We start from the raw sequence: 19,102 nt of genomic DNA on the forward strand, positions 1-19,102 counted from the left end.
CCCCGCCGATGGCGAACCATGGCTTGGGCTGCCGCCCTCCTTCGAGGGTCTCCCTGTCCAAGCGAGCCGCGGCCCGCAGCAGATCAAGCCCGACGGCGGCGCGCCCGGGTTTGGTGGGGGTGGCCCAGACCGGGCCCGCACAGAAATAGTCGATGAGCTCCGAGCGGGCTGCGGCCGCCGCCTGCTCCGGGGAGTGGGTCGAGAGACCCAGCATGGCGCCGTCGTCCATTAGTTTCCGGGCTGCCGCCGCAGGCAGGTCCCTTTGCCCCAGATGGAGCACCGGTGCGCCGCTCAACGCGGCGACGTCCGCCCGGTCATTGACCGACCACAACTTTCCGTGCGACTCGGCGACGGCGCGGAGCGTGGAGAGGAGTTCGAGCTCCTCCGCAGCCTCGATGGTCTTCTCACGCAGCTGAATGATGTCCACGCCGCCCGAATAGGCGGCGTCGATGAAGTCGTGGAAATCCCGTTGACCGGGCCGCGCGTCGGTGCACAGGTACAGCTGGGCTGAAGAAAGAGGCATAGCACCTACACTAAAGGGGTACTGCGGGAGCCGCGCGTTGTATGACAAACGGCTGAGAGGGCGCTGGCGCGCCGACCGCGTTGTGATTGCAACGAACCTGATCCGGATCATGCCGGCGTAGGGAAGGACAAGCCGTTTTGACTAAGCCGTGCCGTGACGTCGCCGTGATTGGCGCCGGAATTATTGGGCTGGGTGTCGCCTGGGAGGCCGTGAGGCGCGGTCACCGGGTGACGCTGATCGATCCGTCTCCGGCATCCGGCGCCACCCGGGCAGCAGCCGGAATGCTTGCGCCGGTGAGTGAACTTCAGTACCGCGAAGAGCGCTTCCTTGAACTCACCCGTGAATCCGCGTTACTGTATCCGGCATTTATCGACGAGCTCGCCAACACCGGAGTCGAAACGGGCTACCGCAGCGAGGGAACACTTGTTCTGGGCTTGGACCCCGCGGACAGGCTGGTCCTCGCAGACCTTCGGGCCGCACAGGTGTCCCACGGGTTGACGGTGGACGAGCTGACCATCCGCGAGGCACGCCGCCGGGAGCCCTTGATCGGTCCTGCCGCCACCGGCGCCTTCCTGGTTCCCGGCGACCATCAGGTGGACCCGCGTCAGCTCGCCTCGGCACTGTTCAGCGCGCTGGCCGGCAATGCCCGCCTGCTGGAGGGCACGGCCAGCGGGCTGATTGTCGAAGGTGGACGGGTGACCGGCGTAGCGCTCGACGACGGCAGCTCGGTCAGTGCGGACGAGACAGTGGTTGCCAATGGACTGGGCGCCCCGGCTTTGGCCAGTCTGCCGGTGGCATTGCCTGTGCGTCCCGTGTACGGCGACATTTTACGACTGCGAGTCCCGGCCCACCTCAGACCGTTCCTGACCACAACGGTAAGGGGACTTGTCCGCGGCAACCCCGTCTATCTCGTTCCGCGGACAGACGGCACGGTGGTCATCGGCGCCACCCAACGGGAGGACGGTCGGCGCGCTGTCTCCGCCGGCGGCGTGTACCAGCTATTGCGCGATGCGCAGCAGTTGGTTCCAGCCGTCGTGGAACTGGATCTCGTGGAGAGCATGTGCCGGGCGCGTCCGGGCACCCCGGACAATGCCCCGCTGCTGGGCAGAGTCTCCGGCGTTGAAGGCCTGGTGGTGGCAACAGGCTTCTTCCGGCACGGTGTGCTTCTGACGCCGGTCGCCGCCCGGATCTGTGCCGACCTGCTGGATGGCAAGCCCGCCGCACCAGAGCACAACGCCTACCGGCCGGACCGGTTTGGGAAAGGATCATCATGAACATTACGCTGAACGGACGTTCCTCGCACACCGGAGCCGGCCAACTGCTGGACCTGGTGGCGGAAGTGACCGGGCGAACGCTTCTGCCCACAGGCCATCCCGCCGATGGCCAGCGTCTTGGGGTGGCAGTGGCGCACAACTCGGAGGTTGTGCCCCGCGCCGAATGGGCAAGCCGACCGCTGGTTGATGGCGACGCCGTCGAACTTGTCACTGCTGTACAGGGAGGTTAGACATGGCAGGAACAGCCGATCCACTTCTCATCGACGGGGTGAGTCTCGGTTCCCGGCTGATTATGGGCACCGGCGGAGCGCCAAGTCTCGAGGGGCTCGGTGAAGCGCTCCGCGCGTCCGGCACGGAGCTGACCACTGTGGCCTTGAGGCGGTACAGCCCCCAGACCGGAGGCTCCCTGTTTGATCTGCTGGAGACCCACGGCATGAGGGTACTGCCCAACACTGCCGGGTGCTTCACCGCGCGCGAAGCGGTCATGACGGCGGAACTGGGCCGTGAAGCCCTCGAAACCAACTGGGTGAAGCTCGAGGTTATCGCCGATGAGCAGACACTGCTGCCGGACGCCGTCGAGCTGGTGGACGCGACGGAGGCGCTGGTTGCCCGCGGCTTCACCGTCTTCGCCTACACCAACGACGATCCAGTGCTTGCCCTGCGGCTGGAGCAGCTCGGCGCCGCTGCTGTGATGCCGCTTGGCGCACCGATCGGCACCGGGCTGGGCATCCTCAACCCACACAACATCGGGCTGATTGTCGCCAGGGCGACAGTTCCGGTGGTCCTCGATGCCGGGATCGGCACGGCATCGGATGCCGCGCTGGCGATGGAACTGGGTTGTGACGCGGTACTGCTTGCCACAGCCGTGACCAGGGCACAGGATCCGGTCCGGATGGCGGAAGCCTTCAAACTAGCTGTCAGGGCGGGCAGGCTTGCGGCAAGTGCCGGGAGGATTCCGAAGCGCGAGCATGCACTGGCATCATCGCAGTCTGCGGGCCGGGCGGACCTCTGAGCTGGTGCCCGCCGGGCGGCCTGTCAGCGCTTCAGCGCGTTGATCATGGCCTCACGATCAAGCTGCTCGCGATGGCGCCCCAGCCACCAGGCGGAGCCAACAGTGACGGCAGCCGAGACCACCAGAGGCAGCAGCCAGCTCAGCCAGAACAGATCCGGGTTATAGCCCAGCCCGGCAAATTGGAGGATTATCCACAGCACCAATGCGGAACCCAGACTGATGGCCGGCAGCAGGAGGATGCCGTAGCGCTGGTGTCGCCTGTCCACGAACCACACAGAGAATCCCAGGGTGATGGACACCCCCGTGATGACGATCAACGAAACCATGCCCAGGCTCCTCTCATCTCACTGCCCCAACGACGCTTCTTCCAACCGGCGAATCTGTTAGGGTGCGCCGAATCCTACGCGGCGGGATTCTTCGGCGCCGATTTCTACATAGCCGAGCACGTTCGCAGGAACAATGACGTTGCGGCCCTTACTGTCGGCGAGCCTTAGCTCAGCTCCACCGTTCATCGCTTTGGCCACAATGTCGGCCACCTCGTCCGCGCTTTGGTCCGAGTCCAGGACAATCTCCCGGTTGACGTTCTGAATACCGATCTTGATCTCCACGGCGTAAGCCTCCTGCGTAGTGTTTTGGGTAGTGAAAATTGTTGGTGCGGGACCTGTCTCGAAATCTAGCTCAGATTGTCCCGGATGTCCTTTGGGAACCGGCTGATTCCGCGCCAAGCTAAACGGTAGATCAGCTCGCTTGCCGCATCGATGTCGAGACTGCCGTCTGTTTCCAACCAATACCGTGCGCTGACCTGCGCCATCCCCGCCATAGCCCGTCCCAGCAGCGTGGCCTCCAGGTGGTTCAACTTGGTGTCCCCGGCAATCACACCGGCAATTGCGTCAGCGAAACGGGCGTTGAATTCTTCGAGGCGGCGGCTGACATCTGGGTCATTGTTTAGATCGGACTCAAACACAATCCGGTGGGCCTGACTATCCTGCGCAATGAATTGGAAGTACGCCCGCATGGTGGCGTGCACCCGCAGTTTGTTGTCCGTGGTGGATCCGAGTGCCTCAACCAGCAGTTCTGTCAGCGAGGCCAGATGGCTCTCGAGCAGCGCCAGATAAAGCTCGCGTTTCCCCGGAAAATGTTGGTAGAGCACCGGCTTGCTGACCTGGGCTACCTCAGCGATCTCATCCATCGCGGCGCCGTGATAGCCGTTGGTGACAAAGACCTCATGCGCTGCGAGGAGGAGCTGCTTCCTCCGCTCGTCGCGGGGGAGCCGAGTGGCCTTGCCACCGGTCGCTGCCTCTGAGGTCACGTTCTAAGGGCCTTTGGTTGGTGATTCATGTCCGGACGTCCCTGCCAACAGCTGGCCTGGACCCCTACAGTTTACCTGCGGGTAACACCGGGGACAGCCAGGCAGTGGTTCACTGTGTTGCGCTCCGGCCGGTGCCTGGGCCTACATTGGATCATGAGTGCAATGGATACTACATTGGAGCCGCTGGTTGCCCCCCACCCCAATCTGACACGGGAGGAAACCGAGCGGTATTCACGCCACCTCATCATTCCCGAGTTTGGACTGGATGCGCAGAAACGGTTGAAGAACGCCAAGGTGCTGGTGATTGGGGCCGGTGGTCTCGGATCACCCGCCTTGCTGTACCTTGCCGCCGCAGGGGTTGGAACGCTTGGGATCGTCGATGACGACGTGGTGGACCTGTCCAACCTGCAGCGGCAGGTTCTGCACGGAGTGGCCAACGTAGGTCAGTCGAAGGCTGCGTCTGCAGAGGAAAGCATTGCACGCCTGAATCCGCTGGTCCGGGTAGAGCGGCACGAGCTCAGGCTCGACAACACGAATGCCCTGGAGATTTTCGCGGGCTATGACCTCATTGTGGACGGCACCGACAACTTCGCCACGAGGTATCTGGTCAGCGATGCCGCCGAGATACTGGGAAAGCCTTATGTTTGGGGCTCGATCCTTCGCTTCGATGGACAGGTAAGCGTCTTCTGGACGAAACACGGGCCAAGCTATCGGGATCTCTATCCGGAGGCTCCACCTCCCGGCGCTGTTCCTTCCTGTGCCGAAGGCGGGGTGCTCGGTGTCCTGTGCGCACAGATCGGCTCGGTGATGGTCAACGAAGCCGTCAAGCTGATCACCGGCATAGGGGACACACTGCTGGGAAGGGTGTTGATCTTCAATGCGCTGGAGATGACCTGGCGCGAAATCAAAGTTCGCCGGGATCCGTCAGCTCAACCGGTGACGGAACTGACCGACTATGAGGCGTTCTGCGGCATTGTCCCGGTGGATAATGTCAATCTTCCTTCGGTCACCGCCACGGAACTCGAGGAGCTGCTGCGACAGCGGGAATCCGGAGTCCGGGATTTTGATCTCATTGACGTACGGGAAACCGGGGAGCACCAGATAGTCAGCATCAGAGGGTCACGACTGGTTCCCAAGAACCAGATCCTCACTGGTGAACAGACGCTGGATCTAAACCGGGAGACCTACGTGCATTGCAAGGTGGGCGGACGCTCCGCGGATGTGGTGCGTTTCCTGCGGGCGAACGGACATCGGCACGCCTACAACGTGGAGGGTGGAATCATCGAATGGGTACGTCAGGTGGAACCCGACAAACCCGTTTACTGAACAGGATTTCTCAGGCTGTTTCCGCTGCCTGATGCCCGTCCTGCGGGCCATCGCCGGCAGAGTGGGATTCCGGTTCTGCCGCTTCAACGGTGATCCCGTACAGCGCTTCCAGCGCGGACGTGTACTCCTCCTGCCGTCCTTCGGCAGCGAGTTCCCGGGCGCGCACAGTAGGAACGTGCAGCAACTGCCTGACCATGCGGCGAAGAGCGAATTCAACTTCTTCGGCAGCCGCGGTGCAGCCGTGCTGGGAGCGCACTCGCTTCATCTCTGTTTCGAGTGCCTGTTGGGTGTGCTTTCTGAGAGCCACGATCGCGGCATCTACGGAACGTTGTCCGCGTTGCTCCTCAAAGCCGAGCGCTGCCTGGGACACGATCTCGGTGGCCTGCCGCAGGGAGTCAGCCTGCTCCTCGGGCGCCGCCAACCGGACGGACTCAAGGGTGATCAGCTCAACTTTGTCCAGTGCGGAAACCCCTGGATCAAAATCGTGGTTGAGGGCGAGATCCACAACCACCAGGGTCCTGTCCGTGCCGGACCGGATCTGTTCCAGTTCGGAGGTCTGGATGCGGGTGTCGCTGCCGCTGCAGCCCACCACCAGGTCTGCCTCGGCCAGGGCCGCAGGCAGAGTTTCTGCGGTGAGCGCTCTTCCGCCGCGGGTGGCGACGAAGCTCTCGGCGCGGCCCGAGGGCGAGTAGACCGCGATGTCAGTGCATCCGCGTTCCCTCAGGAGCGCCGTCGTGGCGCCCGCATAGGCGCCGGTGCCGAAGACGACAACTTTCTTGGAACCGAGGCCGGGGGCCTCGGACAGGTCGGCTGCCAGATCAAGGGCCACCGAGACGATGGACCGCCCGCGGCTGCCCAATGCGGTCTGCCCACCAACATCCCGGGCTGTGCGGGAGGCCGCTTGAAACAGCCTGACGAGCCCGCCGCTTGCGGTGCCTGCGCCTTGCGACTCGACGAGTGCCCGGCGCACCTGACCGGCAATTTCGCGCTCACCCACGACGGCGGAGTCAAGTCCTGCACCGACTGTGAACAGATGGCGGGGAACTTCGGACCCCGTCAGGGTCGCGAACGATGCCGACACGGAATTCTTTGGAAGCCCAGAGCGGGCGCTGATTGCGGCGATGATTGAAGACCGTGCAGCTTCGAGATCGTCGAGGGTTGCGGCTTCGGCGTAGATTTCGAACCGGTTGCAGGTTGCCAGTACCACCGCGCCCCGGAGGGCGGGGCCGTCCTCAAGCGCGTCTGCAGGGACCTGGGACGCTCCGACGCTGAGTCGGCCAACGGTTTCCAGATCAACATCGGAATGGGTCGCAACCAAAGATAGTAGATTCACAGCCCCCTCAGCATAGCGAAAGGCACGGCTTGAGGGCTAATAGGCAAGCCTTGGTTAGGGCCGTAAATCCCTGTATTCACAGGGTTTCTCCAAGGTGACGCCGCCAGCGGTGAGGGTGAGTTTCACCACGCGGGCCGGCGCCGGGTTATCCATTGGCCCGGAACTTCGGCACAATCAAATGTATGACCTTCAGCGCATCTCATCCCCTGGTGGATGGCCGTACGTCCGATTCCCCGTTGATCGCGGCCTATCAGGGGCGCAGGCCGGACCGCCGTCCCGTGTGGTTCATGCGTCAGGCCGGACGGTCCCTGCCTGAGTACCGGAAGCTGCGGGAGGGGACAGCCATGCTTGACGCATGCCTGGACCCGGGCATGGCTTCGGAAATCACACTGCAACCGGTCCGGCGGCACGACGTCGATGCCGCCATCTTCTTCTCGGACATCGTCATTCCGCTGAAACTCGCGGGGGTTGACGTAGATATTGTTCCCGGGGTGGGCCCGGTGCTCGGATCGCCGGTTCGGACGGCCGCGGATGTTGCCGCCCTGCCAGAACTGACTGATGAGGCATTAAACCCAATCCGTGAAGCTGTCGGCAAGACCGTCGCCGAACTGGGTTCGACGCCGCTCATTGGGTTTGCCGGTGCGCCCTTTACCCTGGCCGCGTACATGGTGGAGGGGAAACCGTCCCGGGACCACTTGGGACCACGAACCATGATGCATGCGGATCCTGATGCCTGGGGCGCCTTGACCGCCTGGGCGGCGGATGCCTCCGGAAAATTTCTGCGCGCTCAATTGGAGGCCGGTGCCAGTGCGGCGCAACTCTTCGACTCATGGGCGGGGTCGCTGGGACTTGCGGATTACGTCAATCATGTGGCGCCGGCTTCCCGGCGGGCCCTGGATCATGTACGCGGACTGGGTGCGCCGCTGATTCATTTCGGAACCGGCACCTCGGAGATCCTCGTCGCCATGCACGACGTCGGCGTCGATGTGGTGGGTGTCGACTACCGGCTGCCGTTGGATGAGGCCAACCGCCGCCTTGGAGGCACGGTCCCTTTGCAGGGCAACATCGATCCGGCACTGCTGTCAGCACCCTGGAACGTCCTCGAGGAACATGTCCGCAGTGTGCTGAGTGCGGCAGCCGGTGCGCCTGGACATGTGGTGAACCTTGGCCACGGCGTGCCGCCGGAAACTGATCCCGCCGTCCTCACCCGTGTGGTTGAGCTGGTCCACTCGGTGGCCCCCTAGCCATGCCGCACCGGACGCAGCGCGCAGAGTCCGATCCCGCCGTCGTCGTCATCGGTGGCGGAATCGCCGGACTGTGCGCCGCCCGCGAGCTGATGAACCGCGGACTTCGCGTTCTCCTGCTTGAACGCAGCGACGCTTTTGGCGGGTGCGTCACTACCCACGAGCTGGCGGGGTTCACACTCGACGCCGGAGCGGAGTCTTTCTCCACCCGGTCGGACACCGTTCCTGGCCTGGCGCGTGAACTGGGACTGGGGGAACTGATCGTTGCACCGAACCCTGTGGGGGCATGGATTCAGCTGCCCGGGACGGACCCGCTCCACCAGGCGTTGCCACTGCCCGCCACGGGCATTCTCGGAATTCCCGCCGATGTGCGTGATCCGGACATCGTCAAGGCGATTGGCCGGGCAGGAGCGGTGAGAGCGTCGCTGGACCGGGTACTGCCGCTGGGAGGCCTGGTGAAACAAAAAAACCTCAGCTTGGGTGAGGTGGTGCGCCACCGAATGGGTGTTGACGTGCTGACGCGACTTGTGGCTCCCGTTGTGTCGGGGGTGTTTTCTGCGGATCCCGACGACCTCGATGTGGATTCAGTGGCACCCGGGTTGCGTGCAGCGATGAAGCAGCACGGTTCCCTTGGTGCTGCCGTTGGTGCTTTGCGAAACGCGGCGCCCGCAGGCTCAACAGTGGGAGGACTCAGCGGTGGCATGGGACAGCTCACCACCGCCCTGGTTGCGTCGCTCCGTGAAGGCGGAGCTGAACTGGCGGCCGGTGAGACGGTACTGACCCTGGCGCGGGGGATCGCCACCGGCTGGGACATCACCACGGCGTCGCGTCACCTCCACGCCCGCGGATTGGTCGTGGCCACGGACGGTCCAGCCGCCGTCGACCTCCTTGGCAGAACGCTGCCGGCACTCGCTGATGAGCGTCCGGCGGTTGTGCCGGGCGTTGCGCTGGTGACCCTCGTGGTGGATCTACCGGAACTGGATGCCCATCCCCGCGGTACCGGGGTCCTGGTTGCGGCGGGAGCGCAAGGCGTCACGGCCAAGGCACTCACGCACGCCACCGCAAAGTGGGACTGGCTTGCCGACCAGGCGGGCCCGGGCAGCCATGTGCTCCGCCTTTCCTATGGCCGTGCGGGAGAAGCAGGTGGATGGACGGATGAGGAACTGCACCGGCTTGCCCTGACGGACGTATCGGTACTGCTCGGCACGCCGGTCAGCGACTCCGACGTGGTGGATTGGGATGTTGTGCGGTGGCGGAACGCTCTGCCGCACGCATCCGTAGGGCACCGGGACCGGGTGGCGCGGATCAGGGCTGCGACCGGCGAGCAGAGCCTCGAAGTGACCGGCGCCTGGCTGGCGGGCACCGGACTCGTGTCCGTCATCGACGACGCACGACGGCGCGGAGCAGCGCTTGCGGATCGCCTGGTGTGAGATTCATAACTTCTACGGGCTGTAGAAGGTCCATGATTTCGACTTGCTTTGCGGCAGGGGGCAGACTAGGTACATGACTGAGCATGCAGGGCAAGACACCGGGCAAAATACCCCCGAAACAGCCGGCAGCGATGCGGCAGCAGAGCAGTTCTTCACCCTCTGGACCGTATTCAAACGATCGGGCGCCGGGGTCGCTGGGGTGGACCCCCTGAATTCCCTGGACACAGCGCTGGAAGAATTGAATACCGCCGGCGTAACCGTGCGCGGATTTTACGATGTGTCGGCCATGCGGCAGGACGCCGACGTCATGGTGTGGCTGCACGGCTCCCGGGCGGAAGCGCTGCAGGCGGCTGTGCGGACCCTCCGCCGGACGGACTCCTTCGCGGCAACGGAGATTGCCTGGTCCGCCATGGGCGTACACCGGGACGCCGAATTCTCCAAGAGCCACAGCCCGGCTTTTTCCCGCGGCCTCCCACCAAGCACGTGGGTATGTGTCTACCCGTTTGTGCGGTCCTACGACTGGTACATCCTTCCCAGTGAAGAGCGCCGCGAGATGCTCTACGATCATGGCATGAAGGGCCGCGAGTACCCTCAGGTGCTGTCCAACACGGTGTCCTCCTTTGCCCTGGGCGACTGGGAGTGGATCCTGGCGCTTGAGGCCCCGGAGCTGACTGACCTGGTGGATCTGATGCGCTACCTGCGGGAGACAGAAGCCCGCAGGCATGTCCGGGATGAGATTCCCTTCTACACGGGCCGGCGTATCGACGCCGGCGAGATAGCGGAGGTGCTGCGGTGACTGCTCAGGCATTTGATCCCCTGGCCGGCGTCGACGACACGGGCAGGATGGCGCCCAAGGACTATGACGCAATTGTCTTGGCGTCCTTCGGCGGACCCGAGGGCCAGGAAGACGTTATCCCCTTCCTCCGCAACGTGACCCGCGGCAGAGGCATCCCCGACGAACGGTTGGAAGAGGTATCCCACCACTACCGTGCATTTGGTGGCATCAGCCCCATCAACCAGCAGAACCGCGAGCTCAAAGCAGCGATGGAAGCCGAGCTGAAGCGGCGCGGCGTGGACCTGCCCGTGTTGTGGGGCAACCGCAACTGGGCGCCGTTTATTGCCGACACGCTCAAAGACGCGTACGACGCCGGCCACCGCCGCATCCTGGCCGTCACCACGAGTGCGTATTCCTGCTACTCCAGCTGCCGCCAATACCGCGAAGACCTGGGCATGGCGCTGGTGGAGACCGGGCTCGACGGGCGCCTGGAAGTGGATAAGGTCCGGCAATACTTTGACCACCCGGGATTCGTCGAGCCATTTGTCGAGGGCTTGAGTGCCGGCTTGGCTTCTGTCCGTTCCGCCCTCGCTGCGCGGGGCGAGCACGATGCCGCTGTGCACGTTATGTTCGCAACCCACTCCATCCCGATGGGGGATGCGGAGGCTGCAGGACCGCGGTCAGGCGACGCCGCGGACTCACCGCCCGCCTACGAGGACGGAGCCTACGTAGCCCAGCATCTCGCCACTGCCCAGGCGATCCTCGACCGGGTACCTGCGGCAGCCGACGCCGGCTGGTCGCTGGTCTACCAGTCCAGGTCCGGCGCGCCCCATGTTCCGTGGCTGGAACCCGATATCAACGACGCGCTGAAGGACCTCGCCGCCGGCGGAGGGAAGGGCGTGGTGATCGTTCCCCTGGGGTTTGTCAGCGATCACATGGAAGTGGTCTGGGATCTGGACACCGAAGCAAAGGAAACCTGCGCGGAACTGGGACTGGCGGTTGCACGCGTACCCACCCCTGGAACCCATGCCACGTTTGTATCCGGTCTGATTGACCTTGTTTTAGAACGGACAACGGAGAACATCATCTCCGAGCGCCCGGCATTAACGGAGCTTGGACCCTGGTATGACGTCTGCCGTCCCAACTGCTGCGCCAACCGGCGCGGCGAGAAACCCACCGTTGCTGCCCTTGATTCCACGGTGGGGGTCTCAGGGCTGAAGCCGGAATGAGCGGGCGTGTCAGGGTTGGGACCAGAGGCAGTGCGCTAGCCCTAACCCAGACCACAACCGTCGCGGAAAGCCTGTCCGCGATGGGAGGTTTCGATTTTGAACTTGTCCGGGTACGCACCGAGGGCGACGTGCTGAAGGGCTCGCTCTCGCAGATTGGCGGCACCGGCGTTTTTGTTGCCGCCCTGCGGGAAGCGCTTCTGGCTTCAAGCTGCGATCTTGCGGTGCATTCGCTGAAGGACCTGCCAACCGGCGACGCCGCGGACCTGGTAATTGGAGCAATCCCTGAACGGTTCGACCCGCGGGACGCGCTGTGCGCACGTAATGGACTGACCCTGTCCACCCTGCCTGACGGAGCACGGGTGGGAACAGGTTCACCGCGCCGCGCCGCCCAGTTACGCGCTGCCCGGCCGGATTTTGATGTCGTGGATATCCGCGGGAACGTGGACACCCGGCTTGGCCGGGTTGCGGGGCTGGTGGAGGGCGCACCAGGTGACCTTGACGCCGTCGTACTCGCTGCCGCAGGACTCACCCGACTGAGCCGGCAGGACACTATTACCGAGTACCTTGATCCTTCGGTCATGCTGCCGGCACCCGGGCAGGGAGCGCTCGCAGTGGAGTGCAGGGCGGATGATGCGTCATCCTCGGAATTTGCTGCAGCGCTGGAATCCTACGATCACTCAGCCACCCGGCTGGCTGTTACCGCCGAGCGGGCGGTGCTTCGCAGGCTGGAGGCCGGCTGCAGCGCTCCGATCGGTGCCTTGGCACGGTTGGAGGACGGAGCACTGGGACTCGAAGCCGCAGTGTGCAGTATTAGTGGCGACCGGCTCATCCGACGCGCAGGCTCGACGACGGACCTCTCCACCACCGGAGCAGCCGCACTCGGAGAGCTGCTGGCCGAGGACCTGCTGGATGCCGGGGCCGCTGACATTGCCGAGCTTTCGCCTTCCCGATGATCGTGAAGTCCCACGGTCCGGCCGAACTTCAAGGCCTCAGGGTGGTGCTGCTGCGAAGCGCTGAACGGGCCGGCGGCATGGCTCAGGAACTCACCAGGCGTGGCGCCGATGTGCACTTGGTGCCGTTGATTGACTTCGAGGGGCCCCACGACACCGGACGCCTTGATGCTGCGCTGGGCCAGCTGGAAGGCTATGACTGGCTAGTAGTCACCAGTGTCACGACGGTCAGGGCACTTAAGCAGCGGGCGGACACGCTGCGTTCCGACCTCCCGGCGCTGGTGGGATCGCTCAAGATTGCTGCCGTGGGGACCAGGACGCTGGAGGCGTTGGAAGGTGAAGGGCTCCTCGTTTCACTGGTTCGTCATCACGACCAATCCGCCGCTGGACTGCTCGCGGAACTGCCCATTGGAACCGGCCGGATTCTGCTGCCCCAGGCTGACATCGCTGATGATTCACTGGAGCGGGGGCTTTTGGCCAAGGGCTGGGAAGTGGATGCGGTAGTGGCCTATCGGACAGTGGACTATCCAGCGGTGCCGGAACGCCGGCTGACTGCTTCCCTGGCCCCTGACCGGGATCCGGCGAGCCCCTTGGCTGTAGTCCTTGACCCCGCAGGGCTCCGTACGGGCCTCGAGGCAGGAATTATTGACGCGGTGGTGGTGTCGTCACCAAGCATTGCCCACCGTTTTGCGGCACTGGCGCTGACCGGGGTTGCAGCCCCCGTCATCGTGGCCATCGGCGCGCGGACTGCCGCAGCCGTCGAGATTCTGGGGATTCACCTGGACGGCATTGCTGTCTCACCCACGCCAGTGGGTATCGCGGATGCGGTGGCAGCCGCCGTCGTCAATCAACAACGGAAAGGGACTTCCCGTTCATGAGCTTCCCCCAACACAGGCCCAGGCGGCTCCGCGCAACACCGGCGCTGCGGCGATTGACCGCGGAGTACCGCGTGAGCCCGGCTGAACTGATCCTGCCGGCGTTCATCAGGGAGGGGCTCTCTGAGCCCGCGCCAATCACATCGATGCCTGGCGTGGTGCAGCACTCAACCGAGTCTCTGAAGCGTGCCGCCGCCGAAGCTGTGCAGCGCGGTGTCGGTGGCATCATGTTGTTCGGTGTTCCGTCCCACCGCGACGCGACCGGCAGCGCCGGCTTGGACCCCGATGGCGTCTTGAACCGCGCAATCGCCGATGTGCGCTCCGAAACGGGCGACGACCTGGTGATTATGAGCGATGTCTGCCTCGACGAGTTCACCGACCACGGCCACTGCGGCGTCCTTGCGGCCGATGGAACCGTGGACAATGACGCCACGCTCGCGGTGTACGCAGAGATGGCGGTGACGCAGGCAAGCGCGGGTGCCCATGTGTTGGGACCGTCCGGCATGATGGATGGCCAGGTGGCCGTCATCCGGCAGGCGCTGGATCAAGCGGGCCATCAGGAGACGGCCGTACTGGCCTACGCGGCCAAATATGCTTCCGCCTTCTACGGCCCGTTCCGCGAAGCGGTCGACTCCCAGCTGACCGGAGACCGGCGTACCTACCAAATGGACGCCGCGAACCGCCGCGAGGCCCTGCTTGAAGTTGAGCTGGATCTGGAAGAGGGCGCCGACATGGTCATGGTCAAGCCCGCCATGAGCTACCTGGACATTCTCGCCGATGTTGCCGCGATGTCACCGGTGCCCGTTGCCGCCTACCAGATCTCCGGGGAGTACTCGATGATCGAGGCGGCGGCCGCCAACGGCTGGATAGACCGGCGCCGCGCCATCGAGGAATCCGTGCTGGGCATCAAACGCGCCGGCGCGAACCTGATTCTGACCTACTGGGCATCCGAGCTTGCCGTATGGCTGAAGGAGACTGCATAAATGACCATTTCAGAGGATCTCTTCGAACGGGCGCAGACGCTGATGCCGGGTGGCGTTAACTCGCCCGTGCGTGCCTTTGGCTCCGTGGGCGGCACCCCGCGTTTCCTGGTTTCGGCGCAGGGGCCCTACGTCACCGACGCCGATGGCCGTGAATACGTGGACCTGGTTTGTTCGTGGGGGCCGGCGCTGCTGGGGCATGCGCACCCGGCCGTGCTTGAGGCCGTTCATGCCGCCGCGGACCGGGGCTTGTCCTTTGGCGCTTCAACGCCCGCCGAAGCGGAGCTTGCCCAACTGGTCAGGGACAGGGTGCCGGCGGTCGAGCGGATCCGCATGGTCTCCACCGGGACCGAAGCCACGATGACCGCAGTCCGGCTGGCGCGGGGATTCACCGGCCGCAACCTGATCGTCAAGTTCGCAGGCTGCTATCACGGGCACCTGGACGGGCTCCTGGCCGCAGCCGGCTCCGGGGTCGCGACGCTTGCACTGCCCGGTTCCGCAGGTGTCACGGACGCAACAGCGGCCGAAACACTGGTACTGCCGTATAACAACATCCCTGCCGTTGAGGCGGCTTTTGCGGAGCACGGTTCCTCCATTGCCGCCGTCATCACCGAAGCAGCTCCGGCCAACATGGGAGTGGTCACCCCGGACGAGGGCTTCAATGCTGCGCTGTCCAGGATCACGTCAGCGCACGGTTCGCTGCTGATACTCGATGAAGTCCTGACGGGTTTTCGGGTGGGGTCGGGTGGATATTGGGGGCTGACCGGACAGCCGGAGGGCTGGAAGCCGGACCTCTTGACGTTTGGCAAAGTCATTGGGGGCGGGCTGCCCGCGGCAGCGCTGGGCGGGCGCGCCGACATCATGGATTTCCTCGCCCCGATCGGGCCGGTATACCAGGCCGGAACGCTATCCGGAAATCCCTTGGCCATGGCAGCGGGGGTAGCTCAACTGACCCACGCCACCGACGAGGTCTACCGGGATATCGATGCACGTTCGCTGGAACTGTCAGCCGCCCTGACCGCGGAACTTGACCGTGCCGGCGTCGACCACTCCATCCAGCGGGCGGGCAACCTGTTCAGCGTTGCGTTTGGCACGTCCGCACGGGGCGTGCACAACTACGCTGACGCCCAGGCGCAGGAGTCGTTCCGCTATGCTCCGTTCTTCCACTCGATGCTGGATTCGGGTGTCTATCTGCCGCCGTCGGTGTTCGAGGCCTGGTTCCTTTCCTCCGCACACGACGACGCCGCCATGGAGAGGTTACACGCGGCGCTCCCTGCCGCCGCGCAGGCAGCGGGAGCAGCGGTGACCTGAGTGACGAATGCTCTCTCAGTCGGCAGGGTCTCCGCGCGGCCGCAAGCGGCCTTGGTCGACCACCGGAGGTCGACCGAACGCCCTCTGGGGCGTGCGTGGAGACCCAGTAGCCGGGCTTAGAAAGCCGGCGCAACGTCCCCGCTAGGCCAGGTTTCCTCGATGAACGCTGTGACCTCGGGGGAGTGGAGCAGCTCATCGAGCTTCGCAATGCGGGCATCCCCTTCAGCGGAGGTGTTCCACGTAAGGAAGTTGGCGTACGGGTTGCCCTCCAAGGACTCAACAACCAGCGCGTCAGCTGTACTTAGACCCGCGTCGAGAATGTAGTTGCCATTGATGATGGCGATGTCGACGGTGGGATCCTGAAGATCGTTCAGCAGCAATTCGGGCTGGTTTTCGACAAACTCGAGGCCCTTTGGATTCTGCTCATCGGTGAGGGCCAGAACCGAGGCGTCTGCCTCGATGCTTTCAAGCAGGCCGGCCTCCTGCAGCAGGGTGAGTGCGCGGGCTTGGTTGGACGGGTCGTTGGTGATGGCAACCCGGCCGCCATCAGGCACGGCTCCGACGTCGTTGTGCTTGTCCGAGAACGCTGCATATGGCTCAATGTGGATGCCCCCGCCATGGCTGAATTCATAACCCTGCGATTCAACCTGGCTCTCGAAGTACGGCAGGTGCTGGAAGTAGTTGGCGTCGAGGGTGCCGTCACTGAGCGCAATATTGGGAGTGGTGTAGTCGTCGAACTCCTCGATTTCGAGATCGATGCCGCTACCCTCCGTGAGGAACTCGTCCACAAATTCGAGGATCCTGGCGTGCGGTACAGGGCTCGCGCCTACCGTGATGGTGGCAGGATTGGCCGGGTCCAGCGACTCTACAACCGTGGGTGTGGATCCCGCGGCGCCGCAGGCGGAAAGCGCCAGGGCTGCGGCAACTCCGGTGGCCGCAAGGGAAATGAGCTTACGCATTGAATGCGTTCCTTTCATAAGGTCCGGCGGAGGCATTGCCCGCGCCGGAGATGTGACAGCTGGCGGCTACCGGCTGCCATGATCCGCGCACCCGGGCGCGGGACAGTTCTCAGACGCCGACGACGTCGCCGGGTTTGGACTTGTGACGCCGGCCGCTTCCGGCCGTGGCGGCATTCCGGTGGTCCACACGCTGCGCGGCCCAGTCGCCCGCCAGCTGAATGAGCTGGACGATCGCAACGATGATCACAATGATCGCCACCATGACTGTGGTGTCGAACCGCTGTAGGCCGTAGTTGTAGGCGAGCCGGCCAAGACCGCCGCCGCCGATGATGCCAGCCATTGCCGAGTAGCCCACCAGTGTGACCAGCGTGGTCGTCAACGCCGCGATGAGGCCGGGCAGCGCCTCCCGGAGGAGCACTTTACTGATGACTTGGAAGCGGGTGGAACCCATCACCAAGGCGGCGTCGATCTTTCCGGACCCCACATCGCGGATACTCGACTCGACCAGGCGGGCGAAGAATGGAATGGTGCCGATACTCAAGGAGACGGACGCCGCTACCGGGCCGATGGATGTGCCGGTCAGGAACCGCGCCAGCGGAATCAGCGACACCATCAGGATGGCAAACGGAATGGACCGTGTGATGTTGACGATTACATCGCTGACGATGCGGTGGGTGATCCTCATGGGTCGTAGGCCGTCCGGGCCGCTTGTGTGGAGGAACACTCCGAGCGGCAACCCGATGAGAACAGTGAAGAAGCCCGCGATTCCCACCATCTGGATGGTGGCCAGGAATTCTTCAGGCAGCGCCTCGGTGATTCCGGGATTGGTGAACAGTTCGTCGAAGAAGTTCATGCTGCCACCTCCACCTGGACACCCGCGGATTCGAGGAATTCAGTGATCTCAGCCAGGGGTGCCTCGGCATCCAGTTCGACGCGCAGGCGTCCAAACTGCCGGCCGGCAAGGTGCTCCACACTTCCGGCAAGGACATTGACTTCAGCGTTGAACCGGCGGGTGAGACCGGAGAGCACCGGCCCGGACGCGCTGTTGCCAGCGAGGAGTAGCTCAAGGACGGGCAGCGCAGATGTCCGCTTGAACCCGGGCAGAGGCATCAGCGCACGGGCCAGGCTCCCGTCGAGGGTGGCAGCCACCTCAATGAGCGGCCCGTGTTCAACCACCTTGCCGTTCTCCAGGAGAGATACCGAGTCGCAGATTCGCTTCACCACGTTCATCTCATGAGTGATGACGAGGACGGTCAGCTGAAGGGTCCGGGTCAGCTCGTGGATGAGATCCAGGATGTCTTCGGTGGTGGCCGGATCCAACGCGGACGTTGGCTCGTCACACAGCAGGACATCCGGTTCAGCGGCGAGCGCACGCGCTATGCCAACGCGTTGTTTCTGGCCGCCCGAGAGCTGGGAGGGATAAGCGTCCCCGAAGCCGGTAAGGCCCACGAGGTCAAGCAGCCGGGCCACCCTGGCCGAGATCTCCGCCTTGGGCGTCTTGACCAGTTCAAGTGGATGGGCAACATTCTGGGCGGCGGTGCGCGAGTCCAGCAGGTTGGCGTGCTGGAAGACCATGCCGATCCGGCGGCGTGCCAATCGGATCTCCGCATCCCTGACCGAGGTGAGCTCGCGCCCGTCGATCATCACCGATCCGGACGTGGGGCGGTCCAGCAGGGTGAGACAGCGCACCAGAGTGGACTTGCCCGCGCCGGAATGGCCAATGATTCCGTGGATGGAACCTTTGGGGACTGACAGGCTGACGCCGTCGAGGGCCGTGATGGTGCGTTCGCCCTGCCGGTACGTTTTGCGCAGGTCCGTAACAGTGATCATGGGTCCTCACGATTGTGGTGCGGTGCTTCCGTCCGCGGATGACGGACGTGCTCCCGAATGGGGCGCGCGCCAGGCATCGAGAGCCGCCGGGCGCCGGTGTAATTGTGGCACGCATGAAAGAAGTGACTGAACTTTAGTGCTGTGGATCACCAGCGGCGAATTCAACGGGGCATACAGCCCCAGCCGTCAAAGATCCTGCGGTGCGTCGCTATGAGGCGATGGCCGGCCAGCGCCCCTCAACCACGGCCGCCGGATCCGTCTTGCGGAGATAGTCCTGAAAGCTGGCGGCCTGGCGGGCTGCCCAGCTGATCTGGGAATCGTGGAGGCGCCCGGCCGGCTGCTGCAGATATGGGTAGCGTGCCGCAAGAACTGCTGCGACCTGAAGTGTGGCAAGAACGTCCGCCGCCGATGTGTGGGCATTGTTGAGCGTGACCCCGTAGTGCTCGCACATGGCGGTGAGAGTGCGTTTTCCCCGGCGAAAGCGGTCGACCTGCTTATCCATAATGAATGGGTCAAGCACGGGGCGCGGGATAGGAACGGCAACGCCGTGGCGGGTGCCCTCGGTGGCGAGGACCGTAAAGTCATAGCGCGCGTTGAACGCCAGAACGGGAATGCCCTCCCGGAAAAGACCGGCAATGACGGCGGCGACTTCAGCCGTCACCCGTGCCGACGGGAGGCCGTTGCGCTGGGCTGCAGCGGTGCTGATGCCATGGATCGCGGCGGCTTCCTCAGGAATGGGAAC

General features: G+C 64.2%; 21 protein-coding genes and 1 riboswitch. Of the genes, 12 read left to right on the top strand and 9 right to left on the bottom strand.

Annotation, left to right across the window (positions count from 1 at the left end; all coding sequences use genetic code 11):
• Positions 1–523: thiamine phosphate synthase (locus tag Y708_RS23000; protein WP_035775344.1), on the bottom strand; the 523-nt coding region annotated here is incomplete at its 3' end.
• 13 nt (positions 524–536) lie between these two features.
• Positions 537–664, top strand: a riboswitch (TPP riboswitch).
• Here Y708_RS23000 and thiO point away from each other — a divergent pair.
• From thiO to Y708_RS0105145, 3 genes are all read left to right on the top strand, one after another.
• Positions 661–1,797 (top strand): glycine oxidase ThiO, encoded by a 1,137-nt coding sequence (gene thiO, locus Y708_RS0105135; RefSeq protein WP_028279097.1) that lies wholly within the window; start codon positions 661–663, stop codon positions 1,795–1,797. (Overlaps the previous riboswitch by 4 nt.)
• On the top strand, positions 1,794–2,027 hold the full coding sequence (thiS, locus tag Y708_RS0105140) for a sulfur carrier protein ThiS (protein ID WP_028279098.1): 234 nt from the start codon (positions 1,794–1,796) through the stop codon (positions 2,025–2,027). The genes thiO and thiS overlap by 4 nt, the downstream gene beginning before the upstream one ends.
• Positions 2,028–2,029: 2 nt before the next feature.
• Positions 2,030–2,809, top strand: a complete 780-nt coding sequence (locus Y708_RS0105145; protein WP_028279099.1) for a thiazole synthase — start codon at positions 2,030–2,032, stop codon at positions 2,807–2,809.
• 23 nt (positions 2,810–2,832) lie between these two features.
• Here the strand turns inward: Y708_RS0105145 and Y708_RS0105150 are convergent, their stop codons facing one another.
• From Y708_RS0105150 to Y708_RS23005, 3 genes are all read right to left on the bottom strand, one after another.
• Positions 2,833–3,135 carry a hypothetical protein gene (locus Y708_RS0105150; RefSeq protein ID WP_028279100.1) on the bottom strand — a complete coding sequence of 101 codons (303 nt, stop codon included), beginning with the start codon at positions 3,133–3,135 and terminating at the stop codon, positions 2,833–2,835.
• Between the two features lie 57 nt (positions 3,136–3,192).
• Positions 3,193–3,417 (bottom strand): DUF3107 domain-containing protein, encoded by a 225-nt coding sequence (locus Y708_RS0105155; protein WP_028279101.1) that lies wholly within the window; start codon positions 3,415–3,417, stop codon positions 3,193–3,195.
• Between the two features lie 65 nt (positions 3,418–3,482).
• The gene (locus Y708_RS23005; protein WP_035775346.1) at positions 3,483–4,118 is read right to left on the bottom strand and encodes a TetR/AcrR family transcriptional regulator; all 636 of its coding nucleotides are present in this window, start codon (positions 4,116–4,118) and stop codon (positions 3,483–3,485) included.
• Between the two features lie 153 nt (positions 4,119–4,271).
• Here Y708_RS23005 and moeB point away from each other — a divergent pair, with 153 nt between their 5' ends.
• The gene (gene moeB / locus Y708_RS0105165; RefSeq protein ID WP_028279102.1) at positions 4,272–5,444 is read left to right on the top strand and encodes a molybdopterin-synthase adenylyltransferase MoeB; all 1,173 of its coding nucleotides are present in this window, start codon (positions 4,272–4,274) and stop codon (positions 5,442–5,444) included.
• Between the two features lie 10 nt (positions 5,445–5,454).
• Here the strand turns inward: moeB and Y708_RS0105170 are convergent, their stop codons facing one another.
• A complete protein-coding gene (locus tag Y708_RS0105170; protein ID WP_028279103.1) occupies positions 5,455–6,777 on the bottom strand; it encodes a glutamyl-tRNA reductase in 1,323 nt (440 codons plus the stop codon).
• A 182-nt stretch (positions 6,778–6,959) separates the two neighbouring features.
• On the opposite strand from Y708_RS0105170, the gene hemE reads away from it, so the two are divergent.
• The 8 genes from hemE to hemL all read left to right on the top strand — a co-directional run bounded on the left by hemE (position 6,960) and on the right by hemL (position 15,571).
• Entirely contained in the window at positions 6,960–8,021 is a 1,062-nt protein-coding gene (gene hemE / locus Y708_RS0105175; RefSeq protein ID WP_035775349.1) for a uroporphyrinogen decarboxylase, read from the top strand.
• Between the two features lie 2 nt (positions 8,022–8,023).
• The gene (hemG, locus tag Y708_RS0105180; RefSeq protein WP_028279105.1) at positions 8,024–9,451 is read left to right on the top strand and encodes a protoporphyrinogen oxidase; all 1,428 of its coding nucleotides are present in this window, start codon (positions 8,024–8,026) and stop codon (positions 9,449–9,451) included.
• A 73-nt stretch (positions 9,452–9,524) separates the two neighbouring features.
• Complete coding sequence (gene hemQ / locus Y708_RS0105185) at positions 9,525–10,247, top strand: hydrogen peroxide-dependent heme synthase (RefSeq protein WP_028279106.1); 723 nt, start codon at positions 9,525–9,527, stop codon at positions 10,245–10,247.
• Between the two features lie 47 nt (positions 10,248–10,294).
• Positions 10,295–11,455, top strand: coding sequence for a ferrochelatase (locus tag Y708_RS0105190; protein ID WP_051478640.1), 1,161 nt, complete (start codon positions 10,295–10,297; stop codon positions 11,453–11,455).
• Positions 11,452–12,408 carry a hydroxymethylbilane synthase gene (gene hemC / locus Y708_RS0105195; RefSeq protein ID WP_028279108.1) on the top strand — a complete coding sequence of 319 codons (957 nt, stop codon included), beginning with the start codon at positions 11,452–11,454 and terminating at the stop codon, positions 12,406–12,408. The genes Y708_RS0105190 and hemC overlap by 4 nt, the downstream gene beginning before the upstream one ends.
• Complete coding sequence (locus tag Y708_RS0105200) at positions 12,405–13,283, top strand: uroporphyrinogen-III synthase (RefSeq protein WP_035775352.1); 879 nt, start codon at positions 12,405–12,407, stop codon at positions 13,281–13,283. Before hemC ends, Y708_RS0105200 begins: the two co-directional genes overlap by 4 nt.
• On the top strand, positions 13,280–14,263 hold the full coding sequence (hemB, locus tag Y708_RS0105205) for a porphobilinogen synthase (RefSeq protein WP_028279110.1): 984 nt from the start codon (positions 13,280–13,282) through the stop codon (positions 14,261–14,263). The genes Y708_RS0105200 and hemB overlap by 4 nt, the downstream gene beginning before the upstream one ends.
• Complete coding sequence (hemL, locus tag Y708_RS0105210) at positions 14,264–15,571, top strand: glutamate-1-semialdehyde 2,1-aminomutase (protein ID WP_028279111.1); 1,308 nt, start codon at positions 14,264–14,266, stop codon at positions 15,569–15,571. It abuts the gene before it with no gap.
• Between the two features lie 116 nt (positions 15,572–15,687).
• Here the strand turns inward: hemL and Y708_RS0105215 are convergent, their stop codons facing one another.
• From Y708_RS0105215 to Y708_RS23010, 4 genes are all read right to left on the bottom strand, one after another.
• Positions 15,688–16,530 (bottom strand): MetQ/NlpA family ABC transporter substrate-binding protein, encoded by an 843-nt coding sequence (locus tag Y708_RS0105215; protein ID WP_028279112.1) that lies wholly within the window; start codon positions 16,528–16,530, stop codon positions 15,688–15,690.
• A 109-nt stretch (positions 16,531–16,639) separates the two neighbouring features.
• Positions 16,640–17,383 (bottom strand): methionine ABC transporter permease, encoded by a 744-nt coding sequence (locus Y708_RS0105220; protein WP_028279113.1) that lies wholly within the window; start codon positions 17,381–17,383, stop codon positions 16,640–16,642.
• The gene (locus Y708_RS0105225; RefSeq protein WP_028279114.1) at positions 17,380–18,360 is read right to left on the bottom strand and encodes a methionine ABC transporter ATP-binding protein; all 981 of its coding nucleotides are present in this window, start codon (positions 18,358–18,360) and stop codon (positions 17,380–17,382) included. The genes Y708_RS0105220 and Y708_RS0105225 overlap by 4 nt, the downstream gene beginning before the upstream one ends.
• A gap of 208 nt (positions 18,361–18,568) precedes the next feature.
• Positions 18,569–19,102: exonuclease domain-containing protein (locus Y708_RS23010; protein WP_035775354.1), on the bottom strand; the 534-nt coding region annotated here is incomplete at its 5' end.

It is taken from the genome of Arthrobacter sp. H5 (assembly GCF_000520595.1).
Lineage (GTDB): Bacteria > Actinomycetota > Actinomycetes > Actinomycetales > Micrococcaceae > Arthrobacter_D.

Excerpts from the sequence above, each read along its gene's own strand:
- thiS (WP_028279098.1), top strand. The coding sequence starts at position 1,794 with ATGAACATTACGCTGAACGGACGTTCCTCGCACACCGGAGCCGGCCAA.
- Y708_RS0105145 (WP_028279099.1), top strand. The coding sequence starts at position 2,030 with ATGGCAGGAACAGCCGATCCACTTCTCATCGACGGGGTGAGTCTCGGT.
- Y708_RS0105150 (WP_028279100.1), bottom strand. The coding sequence starts at position 3,135 with ATGGTTTCGTTGATCGTCATCACGGGGGTGTCCATCACCCTGGGATTC.
- moeB (WP_028279102.1), top strand. The coding sequence starts at position 4,272 with ATGAGTGCAATGGATACTACATTGGAGCCGCTGGTTGCCCCCCACCCC.
- hemE (WP_035775349.1), top strand. The coding sequence starts at position 6,960 with ATGACCTTCAGCGCATCTCATCCCCTGGTGGATGGCCGTACGTCCGAT.
- hemG (WP_028279105.1), top strand. The coding sequence starts at position 8,024 with ATGCCGCACCGGACGCAGCGCGCAGAGTCCGATCCCGCCGTCGTCGTC.
- hemQ (WP_028279106.1), top strand. The coding sequence starts at position 9,525 with ATGACTGAGCATGCAGGGCAAGACACCGGGCAAAATACCCCCGAAACA.
- Y708_RS0105190 (WP_051478640.1), top strand. The coding sequence starts at position 10,295 with ATGGCGCCCAAGGACTATGACGCAATTGTCTTGGCGTCCTTCGGCGGA.
- hemC (WP_028279108.1), top strand. The coding sequence starts at position 11,452 with ATGAGCGGGCGTGTCAGGGTTGGGACCAGAGGCAGTGCGCTAGCCCTA.
- Y708_RS0105200 (WP_035775352.1), top strand. The coding sequence starts at position 12,405 with ATGATCGTGAAGTCCCACGGTCCGGCCGAACTTCAAGGCCTCAGGGTG.
- hemB (WP_028279110.1), top strand. The coding sequence starts at position 13,280 with ATGAGCTTCCCCCAACACAGGCCCAGGCGGCTCCGCGCAACACCGGCG.
- hemL (WP_028279111.1), top strand. The coding sequence starts at position 14,264 with ATGACCATTTCAGAGGATCTCTTCGAACGGGCGCAGACGCTGATGCCG.
- Y708_RS0105215 (WP_028279112.1), bottom strand. The coding sequence starts at position 16,530 with ATGCGTAAGCTCATTTCCCTTGCGGCCACCGGAGTTGCCGCAGCCCTG.
- Y708_RS0105220 (WP_028279113.1), bottom strand. The coding sequence starts at position 17,383 with ATGAACTTCTTCGACGAACTGTTCACCAATCCCGGAATCACCGAGGCG.
- Y708_RS0105225 (WP_028279114.1), bottom strand. The coding sequence starts at position 18,360 with ATGATCACTGTTACGGACCTGCGCAAAACGTACCGGCAGGGCGAACGC.